General features: G+C 56.9%; 21 protein-coding genes. 9 read left to right on the forward strand and 12 right to left on the reverse strand.

The window, feature by feature from the left end; all coding sequences use genetic code 11:
* Positions 1 to 327 precede the first annotated feature (327 nt).
* Together H8F24_RS06935 and H8F24_RS19315 are read right to left on the reverse strand one after the other, a co-directional pair.
* Entirely contained in the window at positions 328 to 1,200 is an 873-nt protein-coding gene (locus H8F24_RS06935) for an IS3 family transposase (RefSeq protein WP_231598222.1), read from the reverse strand.
* A gap of 10 nt (positions 1,201 to 1,210) precedes the next feature.
* Entirely contained in the window at positions 1,211 to 1,498 is a 288-nt protein-coding gene (locus H8F24_RS19315; RefSeq protein ID WP_231597691.1) for a transposase, read from the reverse strand.
* Positions 1,499 to 1,836: 338 nt separating this feature from the next.
* Between H8F24_RS19315 and H8F24_RS06940 the strand changes: the two genes are divergently transcribed.
* On the forward strand, positions 1,837 to 2,067 hold the full coding sequence (locus H8F24_RS06940) for a hypothetical protein (protein ID WP_197171550.1): 231 nt from the start codon (positions 1,837 to 1,839) through the stop codon (positions 2,065 to 2,067).
* Between the two features lie 15 nt (positions 2,068 to 2,082).
* Here H8F24_RS06940 and H8F24_RS06945 read toward each other — a convergent pair whose 3' ends face one another.
* Positions 2,083 to 2,586, reverse strand: coding sequence for a type II toxin-antitoxin system YhaV family toxin (locus H8F24_RS06945; RefSeq protein WP_231598160.1), 504 nt, complete (start codon positions 2,584 to 2,586; stop codon positions 2,083 to 2,085).
* Between the two features lie 2 nt (positions 2,587 to 2,588).
* Complete coding sequence (locus H8F24_RS06950; RefSeq protein ID WP_197171552.1) at positions 2,589 to 3,011, reverse strand: type II toxin-antitoxin system PrlF family antitoxin; 423 nt, start codon at positions 3,009 to 3,011, stop codon at positions 2,589 to 2,591.
* Between the two features lie 189 nt (positions 3,012 to 3,200).
* Here H8F24_RS06950 and H8F24_RS06955 point away from each other — a divergent pair, with 189 nt between their 5' ends.
* Entirely contained in the window at positions 3,201 to 3,932 is a 732-nt protein-coding gene (locus H8F24_RS06955) for a chitin deacetylase family protein (protein WP_231598161.1), read from the forward strand.
* A gap of 43 nt (positions 3,933 to 3,975) precedes the next feature.
* Here the strand turns inward: H8F24_RS06955 and H8F24_RS06960 are convergent, their stop codons facing one another.
* Positions 3,976 to 4,518 (reverse strand): hypothetical protein, encoded by a 543-nt coding sequence (locus H8F24_RS06960; protein ID WP_197171554.1) that lies wholly within the window; start codon positions 4,516 to 4,518, stop codon positions 3,976 to 3,978.
* Between the two features lie 666 nt (positions 4,519 to 5,184).
* Here H8F24_RS06960 and H8F24_RS06965 point away from each other — a divergent pair.
* The 3 genes from H8F24_RS06965 (at position 5,185) to H8F24_RS06970 (ending at position 8,192) form a co-directional block, all read left to right on the forward strand.
* Complete coding sequence (locus tag H8F24_RS06965) at positions 5,185 to 6,528, forward strand: IS110 family transposase (protein ID WP_231597702.1); 1,344 nt, start codon at positions 5,185 to 5,187, stop codon at positions 6,526 to 6,528.
* A 99-nt stretch (positions 6,529 to 6,627) separates the two neighbouring features.
* Positions 6,628 to 7,137, forward strand: a complete 510-nt coding sequence (locus H8F24_RS19320) for a transposase (RefSeq protein ID WP_197157219.1) — start codon at positions 6,628 to 6,630, stop codon at positions 7,135 to 7,137.
* The gene (locus H8F24_RS06970; protein ID WP_231597781.1) at positions 7,134 to 8,192 is read left to right on the forward strand and encodes an IS3 family transposase; all 1,059 of its coding nucleotides are present in this window, start codon (positions 7,134 to 7,136) and stop codon (positions 8,190 to 8,192) included. The genes H8F24_RS19320 and H8F24_RS06970 overlap by 4 nt, the downstream gene beginning before the upstream one ends.
* A gap of 179 nt (positions 8,193 to 8,371) precedes the next feature.
* Here H8F24_RS06970 and H8F24_RS19325 read toward each other — a convergent pair whose 3' ends face one another.
* Together H8F24_RS19325 and H8F24_RS19330 are read right to left on the reverse strand one after the other, a co-directional pair.
* Positions 8,372 to 8,821 (reverse strand): IS3 family transposase, encoded by a 450-nt coding sequence (locus H8F24_RS19325; RefSeq protein ID WP_231598084.1) that lies wholly within the window; start codon positions 8,819 to 8,821, stop codon positions 8,372 to 8,374.
* A gap of 136 nt (positions 8,822 to 8,957) precedes the next feature.
* A complete protein-coding gene (locus H8F24_RS19330) occupies positions 8,958 to 9,245 on the reverse strand; it encodes a transposase (RefSeq protein ID WP_231597691.1) in 288 nt (95 codons plus the stop codon).
* Positions 9,246 to 9,431: 186 nt separating this feature from the next.
* On the opposite strand from H8F24_RS19330, the gene H8F24_RS06980 reads away from it, so the two are divergent.
* The gene (locus H8F24_RS06980) at positions 9,432 to 9,743 is read left to right on the forward strand and encodes an integrase core domain-containing protein (protein WP_370594804.1); all 312 of its coding nucleotides are present in this window, start codon (positions 9,432 to 9,434) and stop codon (positions 9,741 to 9,743) included.
* A 184-nt stretch (positions 9,744 to 9,927) separates the two neighbouring features.
* Here the strand turns inward: H8F24_RS06980 and H8F24_RS06985 are convergent, their stop codons facing one another.
* The 3 genes from H8F24_RS06985 to H8F24_RS06990 all read right to left on the reverse strand — a co-directional run bounded on the left by H8F24_RS06985 (position 9,928) and on the right by H8F24_RS06990 (position 12,935).
* Entirely contained in the window at positions 9,928 to 10,986 is a 1,059-nt protein-coding gene (locus H8F24_RS06985) for an IS3 family transposase (protein WP_231597781.1), read from the reverse strand.
* Positions 10,983 to 11,492, reverse strand: a complete 510-nt coding sequence (locus H8F24_RS19335; protein ID WP_197157219.1) for a transposase — start codon at positions 11,490 to 11,492, stop codon at positions 10,983 to 10,985. The genes H8F24_RS06985 and H8F24_RS19335 overlap by 4 nt, the downstream gene beginning before the upstream one ends.
* 99 nt (positions 11,493 to 11,591) lie before the next feature.
* The gene (locus H8F24_RS06990; RefSeq protein WP_231597702.1) at positions 11,592 to 12,935 is read right to left on the reverse strand and encodes an IS110 family transposase; all 1,344 of its coding nucleotides are present in this window, start codon (positions 12,933 to 12,935) and stop codon (positions 11,592 to 11,594) included.
* Positions 12,936 to 13,374: 439 nt separating this feature from the next.
* On the opposite strand from H8F24_RS06990, the gene H8F24_RS06995 reads away from it, so the two are divergent.
* On the forward strand, positions 13,375 to 13,587 hold the full coding sequence (locus H8F24_RS06995; RefSeq protein ID WP_197157394.1) for a hypothetical protein: 213 nt from the start codon (positions 13,375 to 13,377) through the stop codon (positions 13,585 to 13,587).
* Between the two features lie 225 nt (positions 13,588 to 13,812).
* On the opposite strand, the gene H8F24_RS19895 is transcribed toward H8F24_RS06995, so the two are convergent.
* On the reverse strand, positions 13,813 to 14,355 hold the full coding sequence (locus H8F24_RS19895; RefSeq protein WP_197171556.1) for an ISAs1 family transposase: 543 nt from the start codon (positions 14,353 to 14,355) through the stop codon (positions 13,813 to 13,815).
* A complete protein-coding gene (locus H8F24_RS19900; RefSeq protein ID WP_197158706.1) occupies positions 14,346 to 14,975 on the reverse strand; it encodes an ISAs1 family transposase in 630 nt (209 codons plus the stop codon). The genes H8F24_RS19895 and H8F24_RS19900 overlap by 10 nt, the downstream gene beginning before the upstream one ends.
* 651 nt (positions 14,976 to 15,626) lie before the next feature.
* On the opposite strand from H8F24_RS19900, the gene H8F24_RS07010 reads away from it, so the two are divergent.
* Together H8F24_RS07010 and H8F24_RS07015 are read left to right on the forward strand one after the other, a co-directional pair.
* Positions 15,627 to 19,202 (forward strand): glycosyltransferase, encoded by a 3,576-nt coding sequence (locus H8F24_RS07010; protein WP_231598162.1) that lies wholly within the window; start codon positions 15,627 to 15,629, stop codon positions 19,200 to 19,202.
* Positions 19,203 to 19,667: 465 nt separating this feature from the next.
* Positions 19,668 to 21,218: an IS5 family transposase gene (locus H8F24_RS07015; protein ID WP_197155761.1), complete on the forward strand. Its 1,551-nt coding sequence runs from the start codon at positions 19,668 to 19,670 to the stop codon at positions 21,216 to 21,218.
* The last annotated feature ends 65 nt before the right edge of the window (positions 21,219 to 21,283 follow it).

Consider the following 21,283-nt stretch of genomic DNA (forward strand, 5'->3'; position numbering starts at 1 on the left):
GACGACATCTTCGCTTCGGCGAATGCAACCCCCAAGCGGCAATCAGTCACGATGCCTAAATCCAGGCCACGGTGCACGGCGACGATTAGGTAGGCGGGGGGTCCGCGCAACTCCATCGGCGGGTCTCAAGGCGCGACAACAGGGCTCCGATCGCCAGCCGGAGCCCCTCGGTGCCCGCCCAACTGTCGTTGCGGATCAAGGCGCGGTACATGGACAAGCGAGCCCAGGGGCTCAGACAGCAGATCGCTGCTGATGCCGTTGGCATCTCGGTTCGCAGCGCTCAGCGCATCGATCGAGGTGAGTTGCAACCCCTGAGGTGGGTGCCTTTTATTGGACAGTTCCGGCCCCTGACATCGTTAACCCAGGACGGGTGGAACATGGTTCGGCCTCAGTGTAGACCGCGTGGGGAGTTTTGCCTCCAAGGGAACTGTGAGGTCTTACATGGCAATACCGCCACAGGAAGCGGGCCAGGCTGATTTCAGCGTCCCAGCCATCGCTGTATGCCCGTAGGTAGACCTCCTCGTACTTGACAGTCCTCCACAGCCGTTCAACAAGGATGTTGTCGTAGCACCGCTTTCTGCCGGACCAGCTGATCTGGATCCGCTCCCCTTTGAGTCTGGCCACAAAGTCAGCGGACGTGAACTGACAGCCTTGATCGGAGTGGAAGATCTCTGGCCTACGGCCGCCTCCCAAGGCCATCTCCAGGGCCTCCAGACAGAACTTCGTGTCAAGGCTGTTGGAGAGCCTCCAGCTGAGCACATGCCTGGAATGGAGATCCATGATCGCCACCAGATAGAGGAACCCTTTCTGCAGAGGGATGTAGGTGATGTCGGTCGCCCAGACCTGATCCACCGACGTGACCTGCGTGAGGTCCACCAGGCAGGGGAACCGCACGGACGGATCACCTGGAACCGTCGTCCGGGGCTTCTGGTAGATCGCCCGTAATCCCATGCGCCGCATGAGGTTTCGCACTCGATCTCGGCTGATCGGGATACCATCTTGGGCCAGATAGTCCACCATCCGGCGGCTGCCGCTGCAGGGATCCTCCAGGTAGAGAGCATCGATCCTGGCCATGATCCGCAGCGTCGATACACGGACCGGTGTCGGCCGGTAGTACAGCGTGGATCGAGGCAGCCCCAGCAGCGCACACTGCCTGCTGATGCTGAGCTCGGGGTGGTCGTGATCGACCAGCTTGCGCAGTTCACGGGCATCAGAGCAGTTGAGACTTTTTTTTGAGCCACTCCAGCTCCATCTGCAGCCGTCCGATCTGCTGGAACAGCTCCGCCTCCTTGGCCTGCCCCTCCTCCTTGTCCTTGGTCTTCTTGCCTCGGGTGAAGAGCTCGCTGGCACCGTCCAGGAGCTGCCGCTTCCACTGGCTCACCTGGATCGGGTGGATGGCGTGGTCGGCGGCGATCTCCTGGATCGTCTTGCGGCCACTGATCGCCTCCATGGCGACCCTGGCCTTGAACTCGGGGCTGTGGGTGCGGCGCTTGCTCATCGGTGGGAGCCCCTTTCAGGGGCGGTACCCCGCCTCAGAGGTTAACGATGGGGCCTGTCCAGAAAAGCCAGACCACCTCACCCAAGGCCACCACCAGCAGCCGGGTCGGACCTGGCGCACCCGTGCCGATCCCCTCGCGGACGTCTGGGACAGCGTCTTGGTGCCGATGTTGGAGCAGGCGCCCCAACTTGAGCCCCAGACCCTGCTGCTCCATCTGGAGCGGATTCACCCTGGCCAGGAGTGGCACCAGCGCAAGCGCACCCTGTAGCGGCGGGTGGAGCAGTGGCGGGCGCTACAGGGCCACACCAAGGAGGTGATGTTAACGAAGAACAGCGCCCGTGCTGCTCACCACTAGCTTGGAATCAGCAACGATGTTGATCGGCTCTGTAGGGGGAATGACTGTCAGTCTGAATCCGTTGATGGAATTGGGGAAGGTGAACCAGATTGACCGGCCTTCTTCCGCCGCCGATGAAGCCTTCAACGATGGATTGCCGATCAGAATGGCTGCATTCACCAGTTATGACAGCCGTGTGTTGCGTCGGCGCAGGCTCGAGGCTCAGCCTCACTGACACTCCACCGTCCGATCAATGCAGCTGCTCGCTGAGCCGCTGCAGACGCCCGCCGGTCTGGCTCGCTTCCTCCAGGAGCTCCTCCCAGTCGTCTGGCGGATGGCCACGGTCCACCATCGACTGGAACACCCGGTAGGCATCCGTCTTGCTGCCGTAGGCCCGCTTGGTATCTGTGTCGTTCACCCAGCCCAGCACGATCACCTTCGAGCGATTGTGAAAGCGAAAGAACAGACGGAACTGCTGAAAGAACTTGGCCCGGCGCCAGTGCCGATGCCCAGCGCCCAGGGTTGATCCCTGCTGGTACTCCTTGCGGCTGGGGTCCTGAGGAATGTCCTGGAGCATCAACCGTGCGATGGCAGCCAGGCGCTTGCTGGTGTTCTTACTGCGATATCCGAGGGGGTCCTTGCGTCGCATCATCTCGACCTCCGCGATCAGCGCCTCCAGCTGATCCAGGAACACCGGGTGTGCAACCACCAGCCACCCATGGGCCACCAGGGACGCTGCATCGGCCTTGCCCACGATCAGATGGTGTCGCCGCAGCCGATGTTTCCGAAGTCGGTATCGCAGCCGCCGGTCTCGTCGTCGTCCGGCAGCGGTGCATCGAGATCCAGCTCGATGCCTCCAACCAGATCCTGCAGGCGGGCGACCAGATCAGTAGCGATGGGCTTGAGGCGCTCGGGATGGCTGGCGATGTCCTGCTCCAACAGCGCCAGGAAGGGAGCGAGGGCCGGATCGTCGTCGGGCTCTGGGCTGACCCGCTCCAGGACAACCTCGCCGTTGGAGCGGAAGGTGTAGCGGATGCGGTCGCGTTTGCGCAGCCCCAGGGCCCGCCGCACCGGCTGCGGAACGGTGGTCTGGTAACGATCGGTGAGCGTCGATTCCACCTCCTGCTGGGGAGCGTCCACGGCGGAAGCGGCCGCTGCAGACGAGGAAAGAGGAGCCATCGGGCCACCCAGCGGAACCAATACAAAGGTAATGCAGTTGCATTGCCTTTGCGAGTGGAGTGTGGCTCCAGCTCCCACCCGCCAGCGGCTTGAGCAGGCAGGGATCTCCTGCTGCCAAACGCCGTTGATCTGGCGGACTGCTGGTGTGGCCGCACAGACTCAAGATTGGGGCCATCGAAGAGATGCCCGATGGATGGGATCCCCCTGCTGTTGTTGGCCCTGGGCCTGATACTGCTGAGTGATCTGGTGGCGTTCGGGCTGCTGCTGCCTTCACTGCTGATCCGTACGGTTCTGGCCCGGCGCCATCCGGATGTGGTGTTCTGCGGAGCGGCGGATCGCAGGCGGCTGGCCCTCACCATCGACGATGGGCCGAGCGGGCCAGGTTCCGGGGCCTTGCTGGATCTGCTTCGGGAGCTGGATGTGCCGGCCACGTTCTTCCTGGTCGGCTCCCATCTGGAGCGCGATCCGCACTTTCCGCGCCGGGCCCTGCAGGAGGGCCACGACCTCGGCAACCACCTCTGGCGGGATGAGCGGACCGCCACCCTGGAGGAGCCGGGCTTTCTGCAGCAACTGCGCGACACCCAGCGGGCAATCGAGCGGGCCGCTCTGCCGGAACGGCTCACCTGGCGCTGGTGCCGACCCGGACAGGGATGGTTTCACCGGCCGATGGTGGAGTGGCTGCGCGGCCGCCGCTACCGCCTGGTGCTGGCCTCGATCTTCCCCTGGGATACCCTGCGGCCACCGCTGGGTTTCATGCGCTGGTTCGTGCGGATCAACGCCCATCCCGGCGGAATCCTGGTGCTGCACGACACGCCGGCCCTGAGTGGGCGAACCCTCCGAGCCCTGCGCCGGATCATTCCCGACCTGCAACGGCTCGGGTATACGTTCGTGCCGCTGGCGGAGCTGCTCGACGCGGAGTAACTGCGCCTAGAAGAAGGATCAGCGCAGAGCCTGAATTGCCACCTCATTCCAATAGACGTAAGTCTGGCGCCTGCCAGCGCAGCCGAGCAGCTGTGGAATGGAGAAGAGCACGGCTGTAGTACTGCAAGGGCAAAGACCGTTCGCCATGGCGGGCGATCAGCTCCACAGCCAGGTCCTCGATCGGTTGCGTGCGATCTGTTTTCTGCAGGAAGCCATGAATGATCCACACGTAGAACCGCGTGATCGTTTCGTGGTATCCCTGGCTTTCAGTATTTTCTATGCCGGTGGCTGCGTTGTAGATTCTGATTCCATCACGGAGTTTTTCGAGCGCCTCAACTGGAGACGCATGAAGCACATGCCACAGTCCAATCTTCAGATGGGCGTGGTGGGTCCACTCGCTTCTGGGCAAGGTGCAGGAGGTGAAGGATTGCACCAGCTCTTGCACGGGCTGCTCCATCAAGGTGTTCCATCGAGGTGTTCGTCGCTGCGCCAGGGCGGACCTGGACAAACCATGAACTTCCTTGAACAGAGTCTTGACATTCATGCCTGTGACTTGACGGCAGATGTTCAGCAGGTGGTTGCCCAAGAACTCCCAAATCACGAACGTCTTTAAGTGCGTACCAGTCCAGCCTTTGAACGCCTTCAGCGGAGGCCTGGACCAGCTCAATACCCTTGACAGTTCCAGCGCTCTTGTACCAGGGGTCTTCGCACAATGACGCAAAAGCCTGACGTGCTTCTTCCTGGGACTGAAAGGTCCCGACATTCACGATCCCCCAGGAATCGTGGGTATGAATCCTGAACATCAGAAGCTCACCGTGTTGCTCCCATTATCGTGGAACCACCCTCCGAGCTGCGCTACTCCGCATGCGTCCGGAGACCATGCACGACGACATAACGCATCGTTCTCGCCTGGTAGAGGAAGCAGCGGCAGGTGAAGCGTTTGTGATCGGCATGGCCCCCAGTGTCAGCAAACGAACCAGTACGCGCGTACGCCCTCGCGCCCGAAACACCCACGGCCAAGCCAGAGCGCCCTTGCCACTCTGGTCATGAGGACATCGGGCCATGGCCGATGACATCTTTGGAGGCCTGACCCCGAAAGCAAACGTGGCCTGGGATTCGAATTGCGCTCCCTGCCCTGGCGACGGCTCGACTGACCAATGAGTTAGTCGGCCGATCCCGATTAGGAATTTGCTGATTTTAGTGCGCGAATCCTGCCTGATGCCCTCCCGATCACCTAGTGAGTCCTTAAGCCATGGGAGAACCAATTTCAGCAGGCAAGCGCCGAGCTCGTCTGAAAGTCATTAACCCTCGTTCCGCTGGAATTGATGTCGGCAGTAGATTCCACGTTGTTGCTGTTCCTGTCGAGCTTGATCCGAATCCCGTCCGCAAGTTTTCAAGCTTCACAAAGGATCTAATCGCACTCGCCGAATGGCTGCTGGCAGTTGGAATTAGCACCATTGCCATGGAGTCCACTGGAATCTACTGGGTTCCGCTTTACGAGATTCTCTCTGGCAAAGGCATTGACGTCTTTCTTGTTAATGCCAGGCACGCCAAGAATGTTCCGGGCCGCAAGACGGATATCAACGATGCACAATGGCTTCAGCAGCTCCACAGCTACGGCCTGGTGAGAGCAAGCTTTCGTCCAGACCAAAAAATCACAGAACTACGCTCATATCTGCGGCAGCGTGATCAACTTGTTCGATACCGCTCGTCTCATCAGCAACACATCCAGAAGGCGCTGATGCTTATGAATCTTCAGCTTCATCATGTTGTCAGAGATATCAGCGGACTAACCGGTAGGCGAATCATCGATGCCATACTTTCAGGTGAGAGGGACCCCGAAAGACTCGCTTCTCTCCGAGACAGACGCTGCAAGGAGAGCGCGGCAACAATTGCGGCTGCTCTTGAGGGGAACTACCAAGACGATCACTTGTTCTCTTTGAAGATCGCAGTTGAGCTCTTTGACACCTATTCAGAGAAGATCAGGGCCTGCGAGCTTGCGGCACAATCATTGATGACAGAGCTTGCCGGCTCGGACTATCAAGATCCAGGCAGTCAACCTGGGGATTGGAAGATATGCGGACATGGCTTTGCATTTAACCCAACCCACCTAATTCAAGCCTTGTCAGGCCACAATCTTCTAAGGCTTCCGGGATTAGGACCAACAACAGTTCTCACGCTCATTAGTGAGTGTGGGTTGGACATGAAGCGCTGGCCCAGTGCCCAGCATTTTGTGTCATGGCTGGGACTCAGTCCTCAGAACAGGATCTCAGGGGGAAAGGTACTTTCTTCACGAACACGACAGGGCACTACGCGAGCAGGTAGTGCCTTTTGGATGGCTGCCGTACCGCTGGGAAGAACGAATACTGCACTGGGTGCTTTTCAACGTCGTCTGGCAGCACGTGCCGGAAAGAGTAAAGCATTAATTGCTACTGCCCGAAAGCTTGCCATTCTTTACTACAAGACGCTCCGTGATGGTTTGGTATATCAGGATCCCGGTGCTGCCGCATATCAGGAGGAATCAAGGGATCGTCAGATTCGTGGTCTCCAGCGACGCGCCATTGCCCTTGGTTTTCAACTTGTTGCCTCTGCTTGAGGTGTGGTCAGTCAGCCGAGATCCCTGTTGGCCGTTGGTGTTTCTTAGGAAGAAGTCCGCTCGGTTTGACCCGTCCACCTGGGGGCCCAACCGACGACTATGCAACCGCCCTATGACGCCGCTCTGCGGGAAGCCGTCCGCCTGCGGATGAGCCCTCCGAACCTTGAGAGCGTGGCTGAGATCGCCCGCGACACCGGGATCACGGCGCAGACCATCTACAACTGGCGGAGCCAGTGGCAGAAGCAGGGCCAGCTGGTGCCTGCCACGAACCGGCCGCCGGAGCAGTGGAGCGCTGCCGACAAGCTGGCAGCCGTGATCCAGGCCGCAGGACTGAACGGAAGCGAGCTCGGGTCGTTCTGCAGGGAGCGGGGGCTGTACCCCAAGCAGGTTGCCCGTTGGCGCCAGGCCGCCGAGGATGCCAATGGCCCCAGCGCGCCGAGCATGGCTGATCAGCGGGAACTGCAACGCAAGAATCAGGAACTGGTCCGGCGGAATCGCCAGCTGGAGCGTGAATTGCAGAAGAAAGAAAAAGCACTGACAGAAGCGGCGACGTTGTTGATGCTCTCAAAAAAGTTCAACCAGATCTTTCAACCGGACGAGGATCCTTGATTCCGTCTGGCGATCGCGGTGCGATCGTCGCGCTTCTACAGGAAGGCATCAGTCGTGGCCTTTCGGCCAAGGCCATTGCTGATCTTTTCGGCCTGGCGACACGCACGCTGAGGCGATGGGGCTTGATGATTCGGACCCAGGGATTCAGCTGCGATCAACGCAAGGGAGCGTCCAGGCATGTCATGCATCGTTTCAGCGAGGAGGAGCGCCAACAGGTGTTGTCCACTGTCAACGATCCACGCTTTGCCGATCTCACGCCTGGTCAGATCGTGGCGATCCTTGCCGAGGAGGGAGTCTACGTGGGATCGGAGTCAACGATTTACCGCATCATGCGCCAGGAAGGCCTGTTAAATCATCGCGGCAGGAGCCGCCCACCGCGGGAGCCAAGAGAGCCACCCGTGCTGGAGGCAACGGGCATCCATCAAGTGCTGGCCTGGGATATCACCCTGTTGCCGGGGCCTGTGAAGGGTCAATTCTACTACCTTTATATGGTGATGGATGTGTGGAGCCGGCGCATCCTTGGCGTTGAGGTGCACGATCGTGAATGCGGCGAACTGGCCAAGCACTTCTTTGATCGTGTCTGCCGTGATGAAGGGATCAGCTCGGGGTCGACCACGATCCTGCACGCCGATAACGGAGCACCCATGCGCTCCTACACCTTGGCCGCCAAGCTGGCCGAGCTCGGCATCTCCCTGTCATTCTCGCGGCCGCGGGTGAGCAATGACAACGCCTACGTTGAGTCATGGTTCCGAACCATGAAATATCACCAGAGCTATCCAGTGCGTCGTTTCCGGGATCTTCTCTCAGTGCGTGCCTGGGTCGATGGTTTTGTTGACTGGTACAACGCTGAGCATCGTCACAGCGGCATCAAGTATGTGACGCCCAATCAACGTCACTACGGAGAAGCTGACGCGATCTGCAGAGTCCGTCAGCAGACCTATGAGCAGGCGCGTGCGCAACATCCACGCCGCTGGGCCAGGCCACCTCGCGATTGGGCTCAGCCAACAGTCGTGCGGGTCAACCATCCCAGACCGCAGGACACTGTCGCTGCTTGAAGATCAGAAACCCAGGCCCCAGGGGGTTGTGGTTGGACCGCCCGCAAGAGGCGGGCCGGCCTCAGCCTCCGACCGGGGGCCGGCCGCTCAAGCCTGCGCTCCTGATCAACGCGCGATGACGATCAACATCCGATCTCGAAGCCCATGATCCTCCATCCGGAGTAGGCTTTCTGAGGTACTCAGATCAGTACCCTGAGCGGACATCTTTGCTGATAGGCGCCGATCTCTGGCCTACGGCCGCCTCCCAAGGCCATCTCCAGGGCCTCCAGACAGAACTTCGTGTCAAGGCTGTTGGAGAGCCTCCAGCTGAGCACATGCCTGGAATGGAGATCCATGATCGCCACCAGATAGAGGAACCCTTTCTGCAGAGGGATGTAGGTGATGTCGGTCGCCCAGACCTGATCCACCGACGTGACCTGCGTGAGGTCCACCAGGCAGGGGAACCGCACGGACGGATCACCTGGAACCGTCGTCCGGGGCTTCTGGTAGATCGCCCGTAATCCCATGCGCCGCATGAGGTTTCGCACTCGATCTCGGCTGATCGGGATACCATCTTGGGCCAGATAGTCCACCATCCGGCGGCTGCCGCTGCAGGGATCCTCCAGGTAGAGAGCATCGATCCTGGCCATGATCCGCAGCGTCGATACACGGACCGGTGTCGGCCGGTAGTACAGCGTGGATCGAGGCAGCCCCAGCAGCGCACACTGCCTGCTGATGCTGAGCTCGGGGTGGTCGTGATCGACCAGCTTGCGCAGTTCACGGGCATCAGAGCAGTTGAGACTTTTTTTTGAGCCACTCCAGCTCCATCTGCAGCCGTCCGATCTGCTGGAACAGCTCCGCCTCCTTGGCCTGCCCCTCCTCCTTGTCCTTGGTCTTCTTGCCTCGGGTGAAGAGCTCGCTGGCACCGTCCAGGAGCTGCCGCTTCCACTGGCTCACCTGGATCGGGTGGATGGCGTGGTCGGCGGCGATCTCCTGGATCGTCTTGCGGCCACTGATCGCCTCCATGGCGACCCTGGCCTTGAACTCGGGGCTGTGGGTGCGGCGCTTGCTCATCGGTGGGAGCCCCTTTCAGGGGCGGTACCCCGCCTCAGAGGTTAACGATGGGGCCTGTCCAGAAAAGCCAGACCACCTCAGATGTACCGAAAACACCATAACGGGCAGCTCTCAATCGAAGAGTTCCATGTCCCATTTGGCGGCACGTTGAGGTGGTCTGGTTTTCTGGACAGGTCCCATCGGGAGATGGGTGTGCTCAGATCCTTCTCCAGGCCAAGGGTCTCAAACGACAATCCCTACTCAGAATTCCTGTTCCGCACGGTCAAGTACCGGCCCGACTACCCCAGTAGGCCGCTTGCCAGCAAAGAGGGGGCGTGTGAGTGGGTGGCGGCGTTTGTCGACTGGTACAACCACCGGCACCGCCACAGCGGCATCAAATTCGTCACGCCTCATCAGCGTCACAGCGGTACTGCCACCGCAATGTGCCAGCAGCGAGCCGATGTCTACGAGAAGGCCCGCCCGGCGCCTATCAGCAAAGATGTCCGCTCAGGGTACTGATCTGAGTACCTCAGAAAGCCTACTCCGGATGGAGGATCATGGGCTTCGAGATCGGATGTTGATCGTCATCGCGCGTTGATCAGGAGCGCAGGCTTGAGCGGCCGGCCCCCGGTCGGAGGCTGAGGCCGGCCCGCCTCTTGCGGGCGGTCCAACCACAACCCCCTGGGGCCTGGGTTTCTGATCTTCAAGCAGCGACAGTGTCCTGCGGTCTGGGATGGTTGACCCGCACGACTGTTGGCTGAGCCCAATCGCGAGGTGGCCTGGCCCAGCGGCGTGGATGTTGCGCACGCGCCTGCTCATAGGTCTGCTGACGGACTCTGCAGATCGCGTCAGCTTCTCCGTAGTGACGTTGATTGGGCGTCACATACTTGATGCCGCTGTGACGATGCTCAGCGTTGTACCAGTCAACAAAACCATCGACCCAGGCACGCACTGAGAGAAGATCCCGGAAACGACGCACTGGATAGCTCTGGTGATATTTCATGGTTCGGAACCATGACTCAACGTAGGCGTTGTCATTGCTCACCCGCGGCCGCGAGAATGACAGGGAGATGCCGAGCTCGGCCAGCTTGGCGGCCAAGGTGTAGGAGCGCATGGGTGCTCCGTTATCGGCGTGCAGGATCGTGGTCGACCCCGAGCTGATCCCTTCATCACGGCAGACACGATCAAAGAAGTGCTTGGCCAGTTCGCCGCATTCACGATCGTGCACCTCAACACCAAGGATGCGCCGGCTCCACACATCCATCACCATATAAAGGTAGTAGAACTGACCCTTCACAGGCCCCGGCAACAGGGTGATATCCCAGGCCAGCACTTGATGGATGCCCGTTGCCTCCAGCACGGGTGGCTCTCTTGGCTCCCGCGGTGGGCGGCTCCTGCCGCGATGATTTAACAGGCCTTCCTGGCGCATGATGCGGTAAATCGTTGACTCCGATCCCACGTAGACTCCCTCCTCGGCAAGGATCGCCACGATCTGACCAGGCGTGAGATCGGCAAAGCGTGGATCGTTGACAGTGGACAACACCTGTTGGCGCTCCTCCTCGCTGAAACGATGCATGACATGCCTGGACGCTCCCTTGCGTTGATCGCAGCTGAATCCCTGGGTCCGAATCATCAAGCCCCATCGCCTCAGCGTGCGTGTCGCCAGGCCGAAAAGATCAGCAATGGCCTTGGCCGAAAGGCCACGACTGATGCCTTCCTGTAGAAGCGCGACGATCGCACCGCGATCGCCAGACGGAATCAAGGATCCTCGTCCGGTTGAAAGATCTGGTTGAACTTTTTTGAGAGCATCAACAACGTCGCCGCTTCTGTCAGTGCTTTTTCTTTCTTCTGCAATTCACGCTCCAGCTGGCGATTCCGCCGGACCAGTTCCTGATTCTTGCGTTGCAGTTCCCGCTGATCAGCCATGCTCGGCGCGCTGGGGCCATTGGCATCCTCGGCGGCCTGGCGCCAACGGGCAACCTGCTTGGGGTACAGCCCCCGCTCCCTGCAGAACGACCCGAGCTCGCTTCCGTTCAGTCCTGCGGCCTGGATCACGGCTGCCAGCTTGTCGGCAGCGCTCCACTGCTCCGGCGGCCGGTTCGTGGCAGGCACCAGCTGGCCCTGCTTCTGCCACTGGCTCCGCCAGTTGTAGATGGTCTGCGCCGTGATCCCGGTGTCGCGGGCGATCTCAGCCACGCTCTCAAGGTTCGGAGGGCTCATCCGCAGGCGGACGGCTTCCCGCAGAGCGGCGTCATAGGGCGGTTGCATAGTCGTCGGTTGGGCCCCCAGGTGGACGGGTCAAACCGAGCGGACTTCTTCCTAAGAAACACCAACGGCCAACAGGGATCTCGGCTGACTGACCACACCTCAAGCAGAGGCAACAAGTTGAAAACCAAGGGCAATGGCGCGTCGCTGGAGACCACGAATCTGACGATCCCTTGATTCCTCCTGATATGCGGCAGCACCGGGATCCTGATATACCAAACCATCACGGAGCGTCTTGTAGTAAAGAATGGCAAGCTTTCGGGCAGTAGCAATTAATGCTTTACTCTTTCCGGCACGTGCTGCCAGACGACGTTGAAAAGCACCCAGTGCAGTATTCGTTCTTCCCAGCGGTACGGCAGCCATCCAAAAGGCACTACCTGCTCGCGTAGTGCCCTGTCGTGTTCGTGAAGAAAGTACCTTTCCCCCTGAGATCCTGTTCTGAGGACTGAGTCCCAGCCATGACACAAAATGCTGGGCACTGGGCCAGCGCTTCATGTCCAACCCACACTCACTAATGAGCGTGAGAACTGTTGTTGGTCCTAATCCCGGAAGCCTTAGAAGATTGTGGCCTGACAAGGCTTGAATTAGGTGGGTTGGGTTAAATGCAAAGCCATGTCCGCATATCTTCCAATCCCCAGGTTGACTGCCTGGATCTTGATAGTCCGAGCCGGCAAGCTCTGTCATCAATGATTGTGCCGCAAGCTCGCAGGCCCTGATCTTCTCTGAATAGGTGTCAAAGAGCTCAACTGCGATCTTCAAAGAGAACAAGTGATCGTCTTGGTAGTTCCCCTCAAGAGCAGCCGCAATTGTTGCCGCGCTCTCCTTGCAGCGTCTGTCTCGGAGAGAAGCGAGTCTTTCGGGGTCCCTCTCACCTGAAAGTATGGCATCGATGATTCGCCTACCGGTTAGTCCGCTGATATCTCTGACAACATGATGAAGCTGAAGATTCATAAGCATCAGCGCCTTCTGGATGTGTTGCTGATGAGACGAGCGGTATCGAACAAGTTGATCACGCTGCCGCAGATATGAGCGTAGTTCTGTGATTTTTTGGTCTGGACGAAAGCTTGCTCTCACCAGGCCGTAGCTGTGGAGCTGCTGAAGCCATTGTGCATCGTTGATATCCGTCTTGCGGCCCGGAACATTCTTGGCGTGCCTGGCATTAACAAGAAAGACGTCAATGCCTTTGCCAGAGAGAATCTCGTAAAGCGGAACCCAGTAGATTCCAGTGGACTCCATGGCAATGGTGCTAATTCCAACTGCCAGCAGCCATTCGGCGAGTGCGATTAGATCCTTTGTGAAGCTTGAAAACTTGCGGACGGGATTCGGATCAAGCTCGACAGGAACAGCAACAACGTGGAATCTACTGCCGACATCAATTCCAGCGGAACGAGGGTTAATGACTTTCAGACGAGCTCGGCGCTTGCCTGCTGAAATTGGTTCTCCCATGGCTTAAGGACTCACTAGGTGATCGGGAGGGCATCAGGCAGGATTCGCGCACTAAAATCAGCAAATTCCTAATCGGGATCGGCCGACTAACTCATTGGTCAGTCGAGCCGTCGCCAGGGCAGGGAGCGCAATTCGAATCCCAGGCCACGTTTGCTTTCGGGGTCAGGCCTCCAAAGATGTCATCGGCCATGGCCCGATGTCCTCATGACCAGAGTGGCAAGGGCGCTCTGGCTTGGCCGTGGGTGTTTCGGGCGCGAGGGCGTACGCGCGTACTGGTTCGTTTGCTGACACTGGGGGGCCAGGCTCATCCAAGACGCTGGAGCCGATCCACTCGCTGCTGGCGCCAACCCGAAGACGTGTGGATCAACAAGCCACCAGAGGAACCAGATCCGATCCTCGCGCTACCCTTAATCGAGGCCGCCTGAATGGCAGCCAAGGAGTGACACCTTCCCTGAAAGTCACCGTCATTGGGGAAGATGCCGCGATCGTGCGGTTGGTGGGCAGTCAGCTGCTGGAGCAGCAGGAGGAATGGCAGCTGGAGCGCCGCCGCTTCTTCTCCGAGGCCACCATGGCCAAAATCCCCGAGCTCGAGGCAATGTTGGAGCCCACCGATGGTGATCCGGCCAAGCGGGCGGCAGTAGCCATGAGCTGAAACGCACCAACTCCTTCCTCGATCTACACGAATCCCCTCGATCGCTGAGTTGCACATTCAGCGATCAGGGTTCATAGTGGAACGATGGAGCTGCGCAATCAGCTCCCAAGCAGTCATCCCCTGACTGCTCCTGATCACCCTCCTGAAAGGGTCACAGGACCTCCTGAGTTACACCACTCGAAGGGGCGCTACCGCGGCCAGGGGCAGGGCTGCCTAAAAGTGTGATCAGCCCAAGCTCCCTCGGCTGGCCACGCCGCCAAGTGCCAGCATTCCCTTGATGTCGTAGGCCAACTCCCGCAGGCCTTGGCGGATCGAGCGGTAGCCGCCCCGCCGCAGCAAGTTCATCACGATGGTTCGCAGGAAGGCGAACACCGGGGCCCCGATCCGGTTGGCGTAGCGATGAGCGTCCTCACCCAGCTGGACGTCACGGGCCCAGTGCCATTCGTTCTCAATGCTCCAGCGCTGACGGATCAGGCGCAGCAGGGCTTGTGGCGTGGTGCGCACGCTGGTGAGGAACAGGTGGTGCCTGATCTTGCGCTTGCCCTTGCGGGTGAGGGTGCCTGTGATCACCTCAACGATCCAGGCGCTGCCGGGCCAGTTGGCTTTGATGTGCTCCGGTGCCTCTCTGGCTCGCAGTTCCCAGACGGTGTCGCGCCCGTGGCTCTTCTCGTGATCTGTTGCAGTGAAAGGGATGTGACGCTTTCCCTGGAACTGGCAGCCGATCTGGCGGTAGAGGGTCTTCTGGTTCGATTTGACGGTCAGGAGCACGTCGGCCCCCTGGGAGAGGCACCAGCGAAAAACGCCTGCGTCGTGTGCAGGGCATCCGCCTGGATCAACACGCCATCGAGATCCAGGCTGCTGAGCAGCTCTTTCAGCGCCGCACGCTCACTGGATTCGTGGGTGTCATAGGTCGTCTGGGCCAGGGCGACGCCAAGGGCCCGGGCGTACACCGTGACCTGGGCGACAAACCGGTGACTGCCGTCTTCTGTCTCCACGGCAGAGCCGCGCAGGGTCTTGCCATCACACACCAGCTGATCCAGACCCGTTGCCCCGCTTGGGACCTGGCTGATCATCCAGGCCTGCAGCACCTGGCCAAACTCCTGCAGGTGGGCCTTGTTGAACAGGTAGAGGAAGGTGGCATCGGAGGGCCAGCGCTTGAAATTCAGGCCCAGCGCCTGGTTGAGTGCCTCACGGTGCCGCCGGGCAAAGGCCTCCAGATCACGGGAGCTGCGGCAGCCGCTCAGGATCCCGAGCACAGCCACCAGCAGCAGGAACCACTGCGGGTAACGCACCCCGCGGCGGTAACGCCCATCCGGGATGGCCTTGAGGAAGCTGATCAGGTCATCCGGTGCGGGCTGATCGACTCCGGTGGAGCGGGTTTCGGGCATTGGGGGCACTGAGACCCGCCGACCAAACCCAATGCTGGCAGACCTGCCAAGAGCTACCAGGACAGACTTTTAGGCGACTCTGCGGCCAGGGGCGAAAGGTCTTGCGCTTCTGCATGCCCGAGTGTATCGCCCAGATCCATTGCAGTCACTGGGATCAGGGCAGATTGATGGGCGGCTGTGGAGAGACTGGGTGCTGATCTATGCGCGACAGGCTCCTGGTCCTCTAATGGCGAAGCTGAGACACTAGCTTGGCTTTCCATGCCGCTTGAGCATTCTAACGACGCACTGCACAAGAGTATAAATCAACTTATCTATGCTAGTCTCTTTCCATTTTGGCCGAAGAAGTGTCGATGCACCCTGATAGCCGCCGTGGCACACCGAGACAATTTAGACTGATTCGACCTCTCAGAGTGTCAGAGGCAAATGAGCCTTTCTCGAGCCCAGAAGACACCACAGCCACGACAAGGCAGACTGGCGAATGTCCGGACATCGTAATGGAAGATCATGAGTAGGGATAGATCACACCAGCAAACATCGCACCTCAGCCCCAGCAGGCAGCCAATCGACCCCGCAACAAATGTCGAAGAAATACCAAAGATCTCCGTCATTGTTCCAACAAGACACAGAGCCCACTCTCTGCCTCAGCTTCTAATGCTTTATGACCGACAAAGCTGGTCCAATAAGGAGATTCTAGTTCTAGATGACAGCGACAACCCTGACTCTGCTTTTCGTGACAAGACTGAGCATCGAAGTGATGCATTTTATTGGCATACGAGTAGGAGACTAAGCATCGGTGAGAAGCGCAACCTGCTTGCCAGTCGAAGCAACGGCGATATAATTGCGCACTTCGATGAAGACAATTATTACGCGGCGAATTATCTTGAGATGATGTGGAAGGCGATGAGCACCAGTGGCTGTGATGTCGTGAAGTTAGCCGGCTGGTTTTGTCTGCATGAGCCGAGCGGGAGACTTGGCTACTGGGATACAGCAGATCATGAATCCGATCATTTTAATTTCTGTGGCACCGAGCCAGTTGGCAAGAGACTTGAAAGATTTACAGCTGCAGCCTATCGTTCATTCCAAACAGGGCATGGTTTTTCATGCATGTACAGAAAGTCATGCTGGGAACAAACTCGATTTCCAGACCAAGAATTGGAAGAGGATTCGCATTTCGTCGAAAGAGTCTTACAGAGAAAAGGATCAGTCAGCTTTGTCCAAGATGATATTGGAATCTGCTTGCATATCATCCGCGCGAACACTGCTTCTCGATGCTTCCCTAATCGCCTTATATCCGAAAAAGAACTGAGGCACATCTTCCAAGGATACATTCTAACATCAGAAAAGACACGAAAGCAGGATGTCCGAGAAGACAGTATCATCGGCCATTCAACACCTGTTTCTGCAGCAGGCACTACAAGACAACAACAGAAGACAGTCACGCACAAATCAGAAAATCGAGTTGGCTCCAGTAGCAAGGGCTTCGCCTACACAGGTAGATCACACGAGCCAATGCAGTCAGCGGAACGACTTCGGCACAATAAGACAATGAAGAATTTTCCAGACGAAGGAAGCGAGGAAATCAAAGTTAGTCTATTTACTGTAGCACACAATCGATCGACCCTATTGCCGCTTCTTGAAAAATGCATTCTCAGTCAGACATATTCACGACTCCTTACAGAATGGGTAATCATTGATGACTCAGATCTTGATGGGCCCATCTTTTCGCCAACTCCAAATACGGGTCTCAAGACAAAGTTGATCCGACCCAAAAACAAGCAGCCCCAAGGCAGGGAAAGAAGTATTAGTTACGATCATTGCGATGGAGATATCATTATTCATATGGATGAAACTGCATATTATCCACCATCACGAGTTGAGCACGCAGTCAAGCGCCTCATGGACACTGACCACGACGTAGCTGGCGCAGACACTTTACCCATCATCAATATGCCGAAGCGAGAACTTTGGCTACTAGGCCCCTTCAACCACAACCAGGTCACTGCCAATACACTAGCCTTCAAACGGGCTGCCCTAAACAAAATCCGCGGGGACCAGCAGGATTCTGCGACTAATGAAGAAGAGTATATTTTGCAGAATCACTCATTTCCGTTGGCGCAGCTTGATCCGATCAAGACCATTGCCTGCGTTGAATATCAATCGAGTATATTCCCAAATGGAGAACTGACTCATGCTAGATATAGTCTCAAGCCGAAGAAAGCAGATGATAGCCTTTTGAAAGAAATTATTTCAAGCGCCAGACTTGAAGAGTACCAGATCTCACTAGCGACGAGCCGACAATTCGCCAAGAGTCAAGGCATGGATCAACTATTGAGTCCTAGGAAGACTCTTGCAGAGAGAACTATTCAGCCTGCGAGAGGATATAGCTCATCACAACGGTCTACAAGAGTTGCAGTTATCACTCCCTATCACAACGAGCCAACACCAATCTTGCGACGCTGTCATGAAAGCGTGCTGAGACAGAGTAGTTCTTGTAGTCACTTTTTCATTGCCGATGGCCCTGGCAATCCAGAGCTTGATAGCTGGGACTGCCGGCACATCATTCTTGGCAAAGGACATCGCGATAATGGCAATACTCCTCGAGGGATAGGCAGCCTCTGCGCAATGAACGAGGGCTATGATGCCATCGCTTACCTCGATGTCGACAATCTATACAAAGATGACCATATCAGGCTAGCACTTGCGCGCAGAGAAGAAACACAAGCGGATGTTATATTTACCTATCGACATGTATTTTTTCCAGACGGGCAAGTAATCCCAACTCTGCTAGAAGAAGATACAAACAAGGCGCATGTCGACACCAGTTGCATGGTACTCTTTCGACCTGCTTTCTCCGCACTTTCTATTTGGAGCGAGATGCCATCGAAATATGGGCCGATCTGCGATCGCGTTATGTTTCACCATCTAATTCATAATCATTCCTGTGCATGGCTAGAAGATGCGACAGTTCTATTTGAAAGCTGGTACCTCGGCCATTTTTATCTGATAGGTCGCTGTCCGCCAATCAACGCCAAGATCGTGCCGAGGCGCTCAGCACTAGAGTGGGAAGCTATAATTAGGCAATATAAACAACAATCACGCGGAGCAGCTTCATTTGCTGGGCCCATCATTCATGAGGCGCCAAGCATAGGTATTGCAGCAATCATGGGCCCAGCAAGATCCGGAACTTCAGTGCTGCAGCGAAGTCTTTGCCTTCACTATCCATTCGTAGGCATACCGGAGCACTCTTTAATTAGTCAGTATGCAGAGTTAGTTGGGCATGATCCAGAGGTCAGGCATGAAGGAAGCTACCTCCTCGAAAGATTTGACAGCATTGGAAAGAGTGATCCAAGGTTTGAATGGGTCCGTAAGCACGTTGTAGATCTCCGGCCCATAGTCTCCCCGCAAAAGAACTATAATCTGGCTGAGTTATATATCGCGGTTGTCGAATCAACTCTATCGAGAAGGGCTAAGGAGTTCATTGCCCGCACGGGATCGGGATTTGTCATAGACAAGACAATAACGTCAAGCGAATATGCACATCACTTGCTCAAGGCCGTTCCAAGTGTTAAGTGCATTCTCTCTATGCGCAACCCTATTGACCAAATTTGTGCGATGAGAAAGATCTCACAAGAAAAGCCAGGCTCATGGCAAGAGCCGCATCGCACAATTGACACCCTAGCATTTCAATATATAATACGAATTCTTAATCCCCTAATTGCAGCTCCGCCTAATCGACTTATTATCGTGAGTCACGAAGGATTTGTTCGTAATCGAGAGGAATCAATTCTTAAGATTGCCAGATTTCTTCTGGATTCTCGACAATTCGCAAACAATAGAAACGAGAATCAAGCGGCTATGCTACTGGAGTGCTTAGGCGATGCCAAGACTACTATCTATGAGGATGAGCTGAGGTCGATAGATGACAGCCTTGCTTTTGAGTTGACAGTAAATGATGAGCCATGGAAGAAGAATAGCCTTCAAAAAGCCATCAGCCATAGTGCACATTCCTATAATCTAACTGACTTCATGACGGCCGATGAATACGCCTATCTATACGCCCTTTTTCAGCCTTTGCATGAGCGGTACTGGAAGATAGTTGGCCCTAGCCACAAAGGAGGGATTGGCGTCAGAGTCCCTGATCTGGCAAGAGAGCACCAGGCATGGGTGGCCGCTCTTTGTTCTTCGCTAGAAGAACGAGTAAGGGATAATGTTGATCATATTTTTTAATATGTCTAGAGAAATCTGAGGGCTAGTTATTCCGTATGTTGGGTGAAGCTGCTACGCGGCAGATTCAATCCCCAGCAAACGAACCAGTACGCGCGTACGCCCTCGCGCCCGAAACACCCACGGCCAGGCCAGAGCGCCCTTGCCACTCTGGTCATGAGGACATCGGGCCATGGCCGATGACATCTTTGGAGGCCTGACCCCGAAAGCAAACGTAGCCTGGGATTCGAATTGCGTTCCCTGCCCTGGCGACGGCCCCCCGGTTTCAGGAAACGAACCAGTACAGCTCTGCACGCCCTCGCGGCCGAAACACCCATGGCCAATGCCAAAGCCCTTAGCCACACTGGTACTGGGGGACTCCTGAAAAATCCAGATCCATTGCGCCGCAGCTGGTCTCAAGCATGAGAAACCGCTAAAGTGGCCGTGAATCAGGCAATCCGTGATTGCCTTTACTCCTGATCGTTCCATATGTACCGGAGGCACAATAACGGTCAGATCTCAATCAAGGAGTTCCACCTGCCATTTGGCGGCACACTTGATCCCGAGAATCGCTGGGTTCAACTGGAGGGGCTGATCCCATGGGATGAGCTGGAAGAAACCTATGCCCCTCAATTCAGCGCCACAATTGGCGCTCCAGCCAAATCAGTGAGAATGGCCTTTGGTGCTCTCTACATCAAACAGAAGTTAGGGCTCACCGACGAAGAGACAGTCCATCAGATCAGAGAGAACGCCTATATTCAGTTCTTTCTCGGCTTTGCGGGCTACACAGCTAAGGCACCGTTTGATGCCTCGATGATGGTGCACTTTCGCAAGCGTTTTTCTGACGAGGATCTGCGCCGTATCAACGAGCTGGTGGTGCAGCGCGGCAAAGAGATCCTTCTGGAAGCACTTGCTCAGGCAGCAGACGATGACGACCATGATGATCGTGATTCCAGTGGAGGAGGCGCTCAGCTAGAACTTGATGCGTTGATCAAGCCTGCTGACTGGCCAGAAGGAAAGAATTGGGGCACTCTCACGATTGATGCCAGTTGCACTCCAGCCGACATCACCTATCCCAGAGACCTCAAGCTCCTCAACGAGGCTCGCACAACGACCGAGCGAGTCATTGATGATCTGTGCAGTCAGTCATCGGGATTCAGGAGACATCGACCTCGCTACGACCGTGGCCTTGCTCGTGCTCATTTCCTGAGAGTGGCGAAGCAAAAACGACCACGTCGCCGCAAAGTGAAGGCTGCCATTAAACATCAGCTTGGCTATGTGCGGCAGAATCTCAAGGCCATTGATGCTCTGATCGGCTGCGGGGCAAGGCTTTCCGAGCTTAAGAGGCATTGGTGGCAGAAGTTGTTGGCCTGCAGCGAGTTGGAGCGGCAACAGGGCCTTCTGCTCGCCTCTCAGACCAACAGCATTCCAGACCGCCTGGTGAATCTTGTGCAGACCCATATCCGCCCAATGGTGCGAGGCAAAGCACGTGCTGCGGTGGAGTTTGGAGCCAAAATCAGTGTTTCGGTTCAAAACGGCTTTCCGTTCTTGCACCGCATAAGCTGGAACCCCTACAACGAAGGAGAAGACCTTATCGCTCAGGCGGAAAAATACAAGCTGGATACAGGATCTTACCCAGAGCGAATCTGCGCCGACCGGATTTATATCACGGCCAAGAATAGGCATTTCTGCACGAGGAACGGTATTCGCCTCTCCGGCAAGCGATTGGGTCGCCCGCCCAAGGATCCTGATGTCACCACTGCACACAAGCACCAGCTCCGATCTGATCAAGCTCGACGCAATGAAGTGGAAGGCGTCTTTGGCTCTGGAAAGCGCAAGTATTCCCTGGATCTGATCATGGCTCGTCTACCAGCTGGTGCCGAATCCTCCATCTCGATGGCCTTTGTCGTGATGTGCGCGGAAAAGGTCTTGAGGCTGCTGCGCCTCTTTTTTGTCCTTCTTTTTGGGTGGATCTACAGCTTTTTTATGGCCTGGTCAGCGATCAGAGCGCCTGAGGGCATCTGCAAGCCATGCTTTTGAGATCTGGCCGACTTGATGTCACCGCGCTTGCCAGCCTGATTAACGCGAAGCAAACGGACGAATCC

The sequence above is a fragment of the Synechococcus sp. CBW1002 genome, assembly GCF_015840915.1.
Taxonomy (GTDB): Bacteria; Cyanobacteriota; Cyanobacteriia; order PCC-6307; family Cyanobiaceae; genus CBW1002.

What these genes read in the sequence shown, in the direction of transcription:
- H8F24_RS06950 (WP_197171552.1), bottom strand. Translation starts at nt 3,011, where the DNA reads ATGGCTCCTCTTTCCTCGTCTGCAGCGGCCGCTTCCGCCGTGGACGCT.
- H8F24_RS19335 (WP_197157219.1), bottom strand. Translation starts at nt 11,492, where the DNA reads ATGCAACCGCCCTATGACGCCGCTCTGCGGGAAGCCGTCCGCCTGCGG.
- H8F24_RS07015 (WP_197155761.1), top strand. Translation starts at nt 19,668, where the DNA reads ATGTACCGGAGGCACAATAACGGTCAGATCTCAATCAAGGAGTTCCAC.
- H8F24_RS19325 (WP_231598084.1), bottom strand. Translation starts at nt 8,821, where the DNA reads ATGGCCAGGATCGATGCTCTCTACCTGGAGGATCCCTGCAGCGGCAGC.
- H8F24_RS19320 (WP_197157219.1), top strand. Translation starts at nt 6,628, where the DNA reads ATGCAACCGCCCTATGACGCCGCTCTGCGGGAAGCCGTCCGCCTGCGG.
- H8F24_RS06955 (WP_231598161.1), top strand. Translation starts at nt 3,201, where the DNA reads ATGGATGGGATCCCCCTGCTGTTGTTGGCCCTGGGCCTGATACTGCTG.
- H8F24_RS06990 (WP_231597702.1), bottom strand. Translation starts at nt 12,935, where the DNA reads ATGGGAGAACCAATTTCAGCAGGCAAGCGCCGAGCTCGTCTGAAAGTC.
- H8F24_RS19315 (WP_231597691.1), bottom strand. Translation starts at nt 1,498, where the DNA reads ATGAGCAAGCGCCGCACCCACAGCCCCGAGTTCAAGGCCAGGGTCGCC.
- H8F24_RS07010 (WP_231598162.1), top strand. Translation starts at nt 15,627, where the DNA reads ATGCTTTATGACCGACAAAGCTGGTCCAATAAGGAGATTCTAGTTCTA.
- H8F24_RS19900 (WP_197158706.1), bottom strand. Translation starts at nt 14,975, where the DNA reads ATGCCCGAAACCCGCTCCACCGGAGTCGATCAGCCCGCACCGGATGAC.
- H8F24_RS19330 (WP_231597691.1), bottom strand. Translation starts at nt 9,245, where the DNA reads ATGAGCAAGCGCCGCACCCACAGCCCCGAGTTCAAGGCCAGGGTCGCC.
- H8F24_RS06980 (WP_370594804.1), top strand. Translation starts at nt 9,432, where the DNA reads ATGGGTGTGCTCAGATCCTTCTCCAGGCCAAGGGTCTCAAACGACAAT.
- H8F24_RS06965 (WP_231597702.1), top strand. Translation starts at nt 5,185, where the DNA reads ATGGGAGAACCAATTTCAGCAGGCAAGCGCCGAGCTCGTCTGAAAGTC.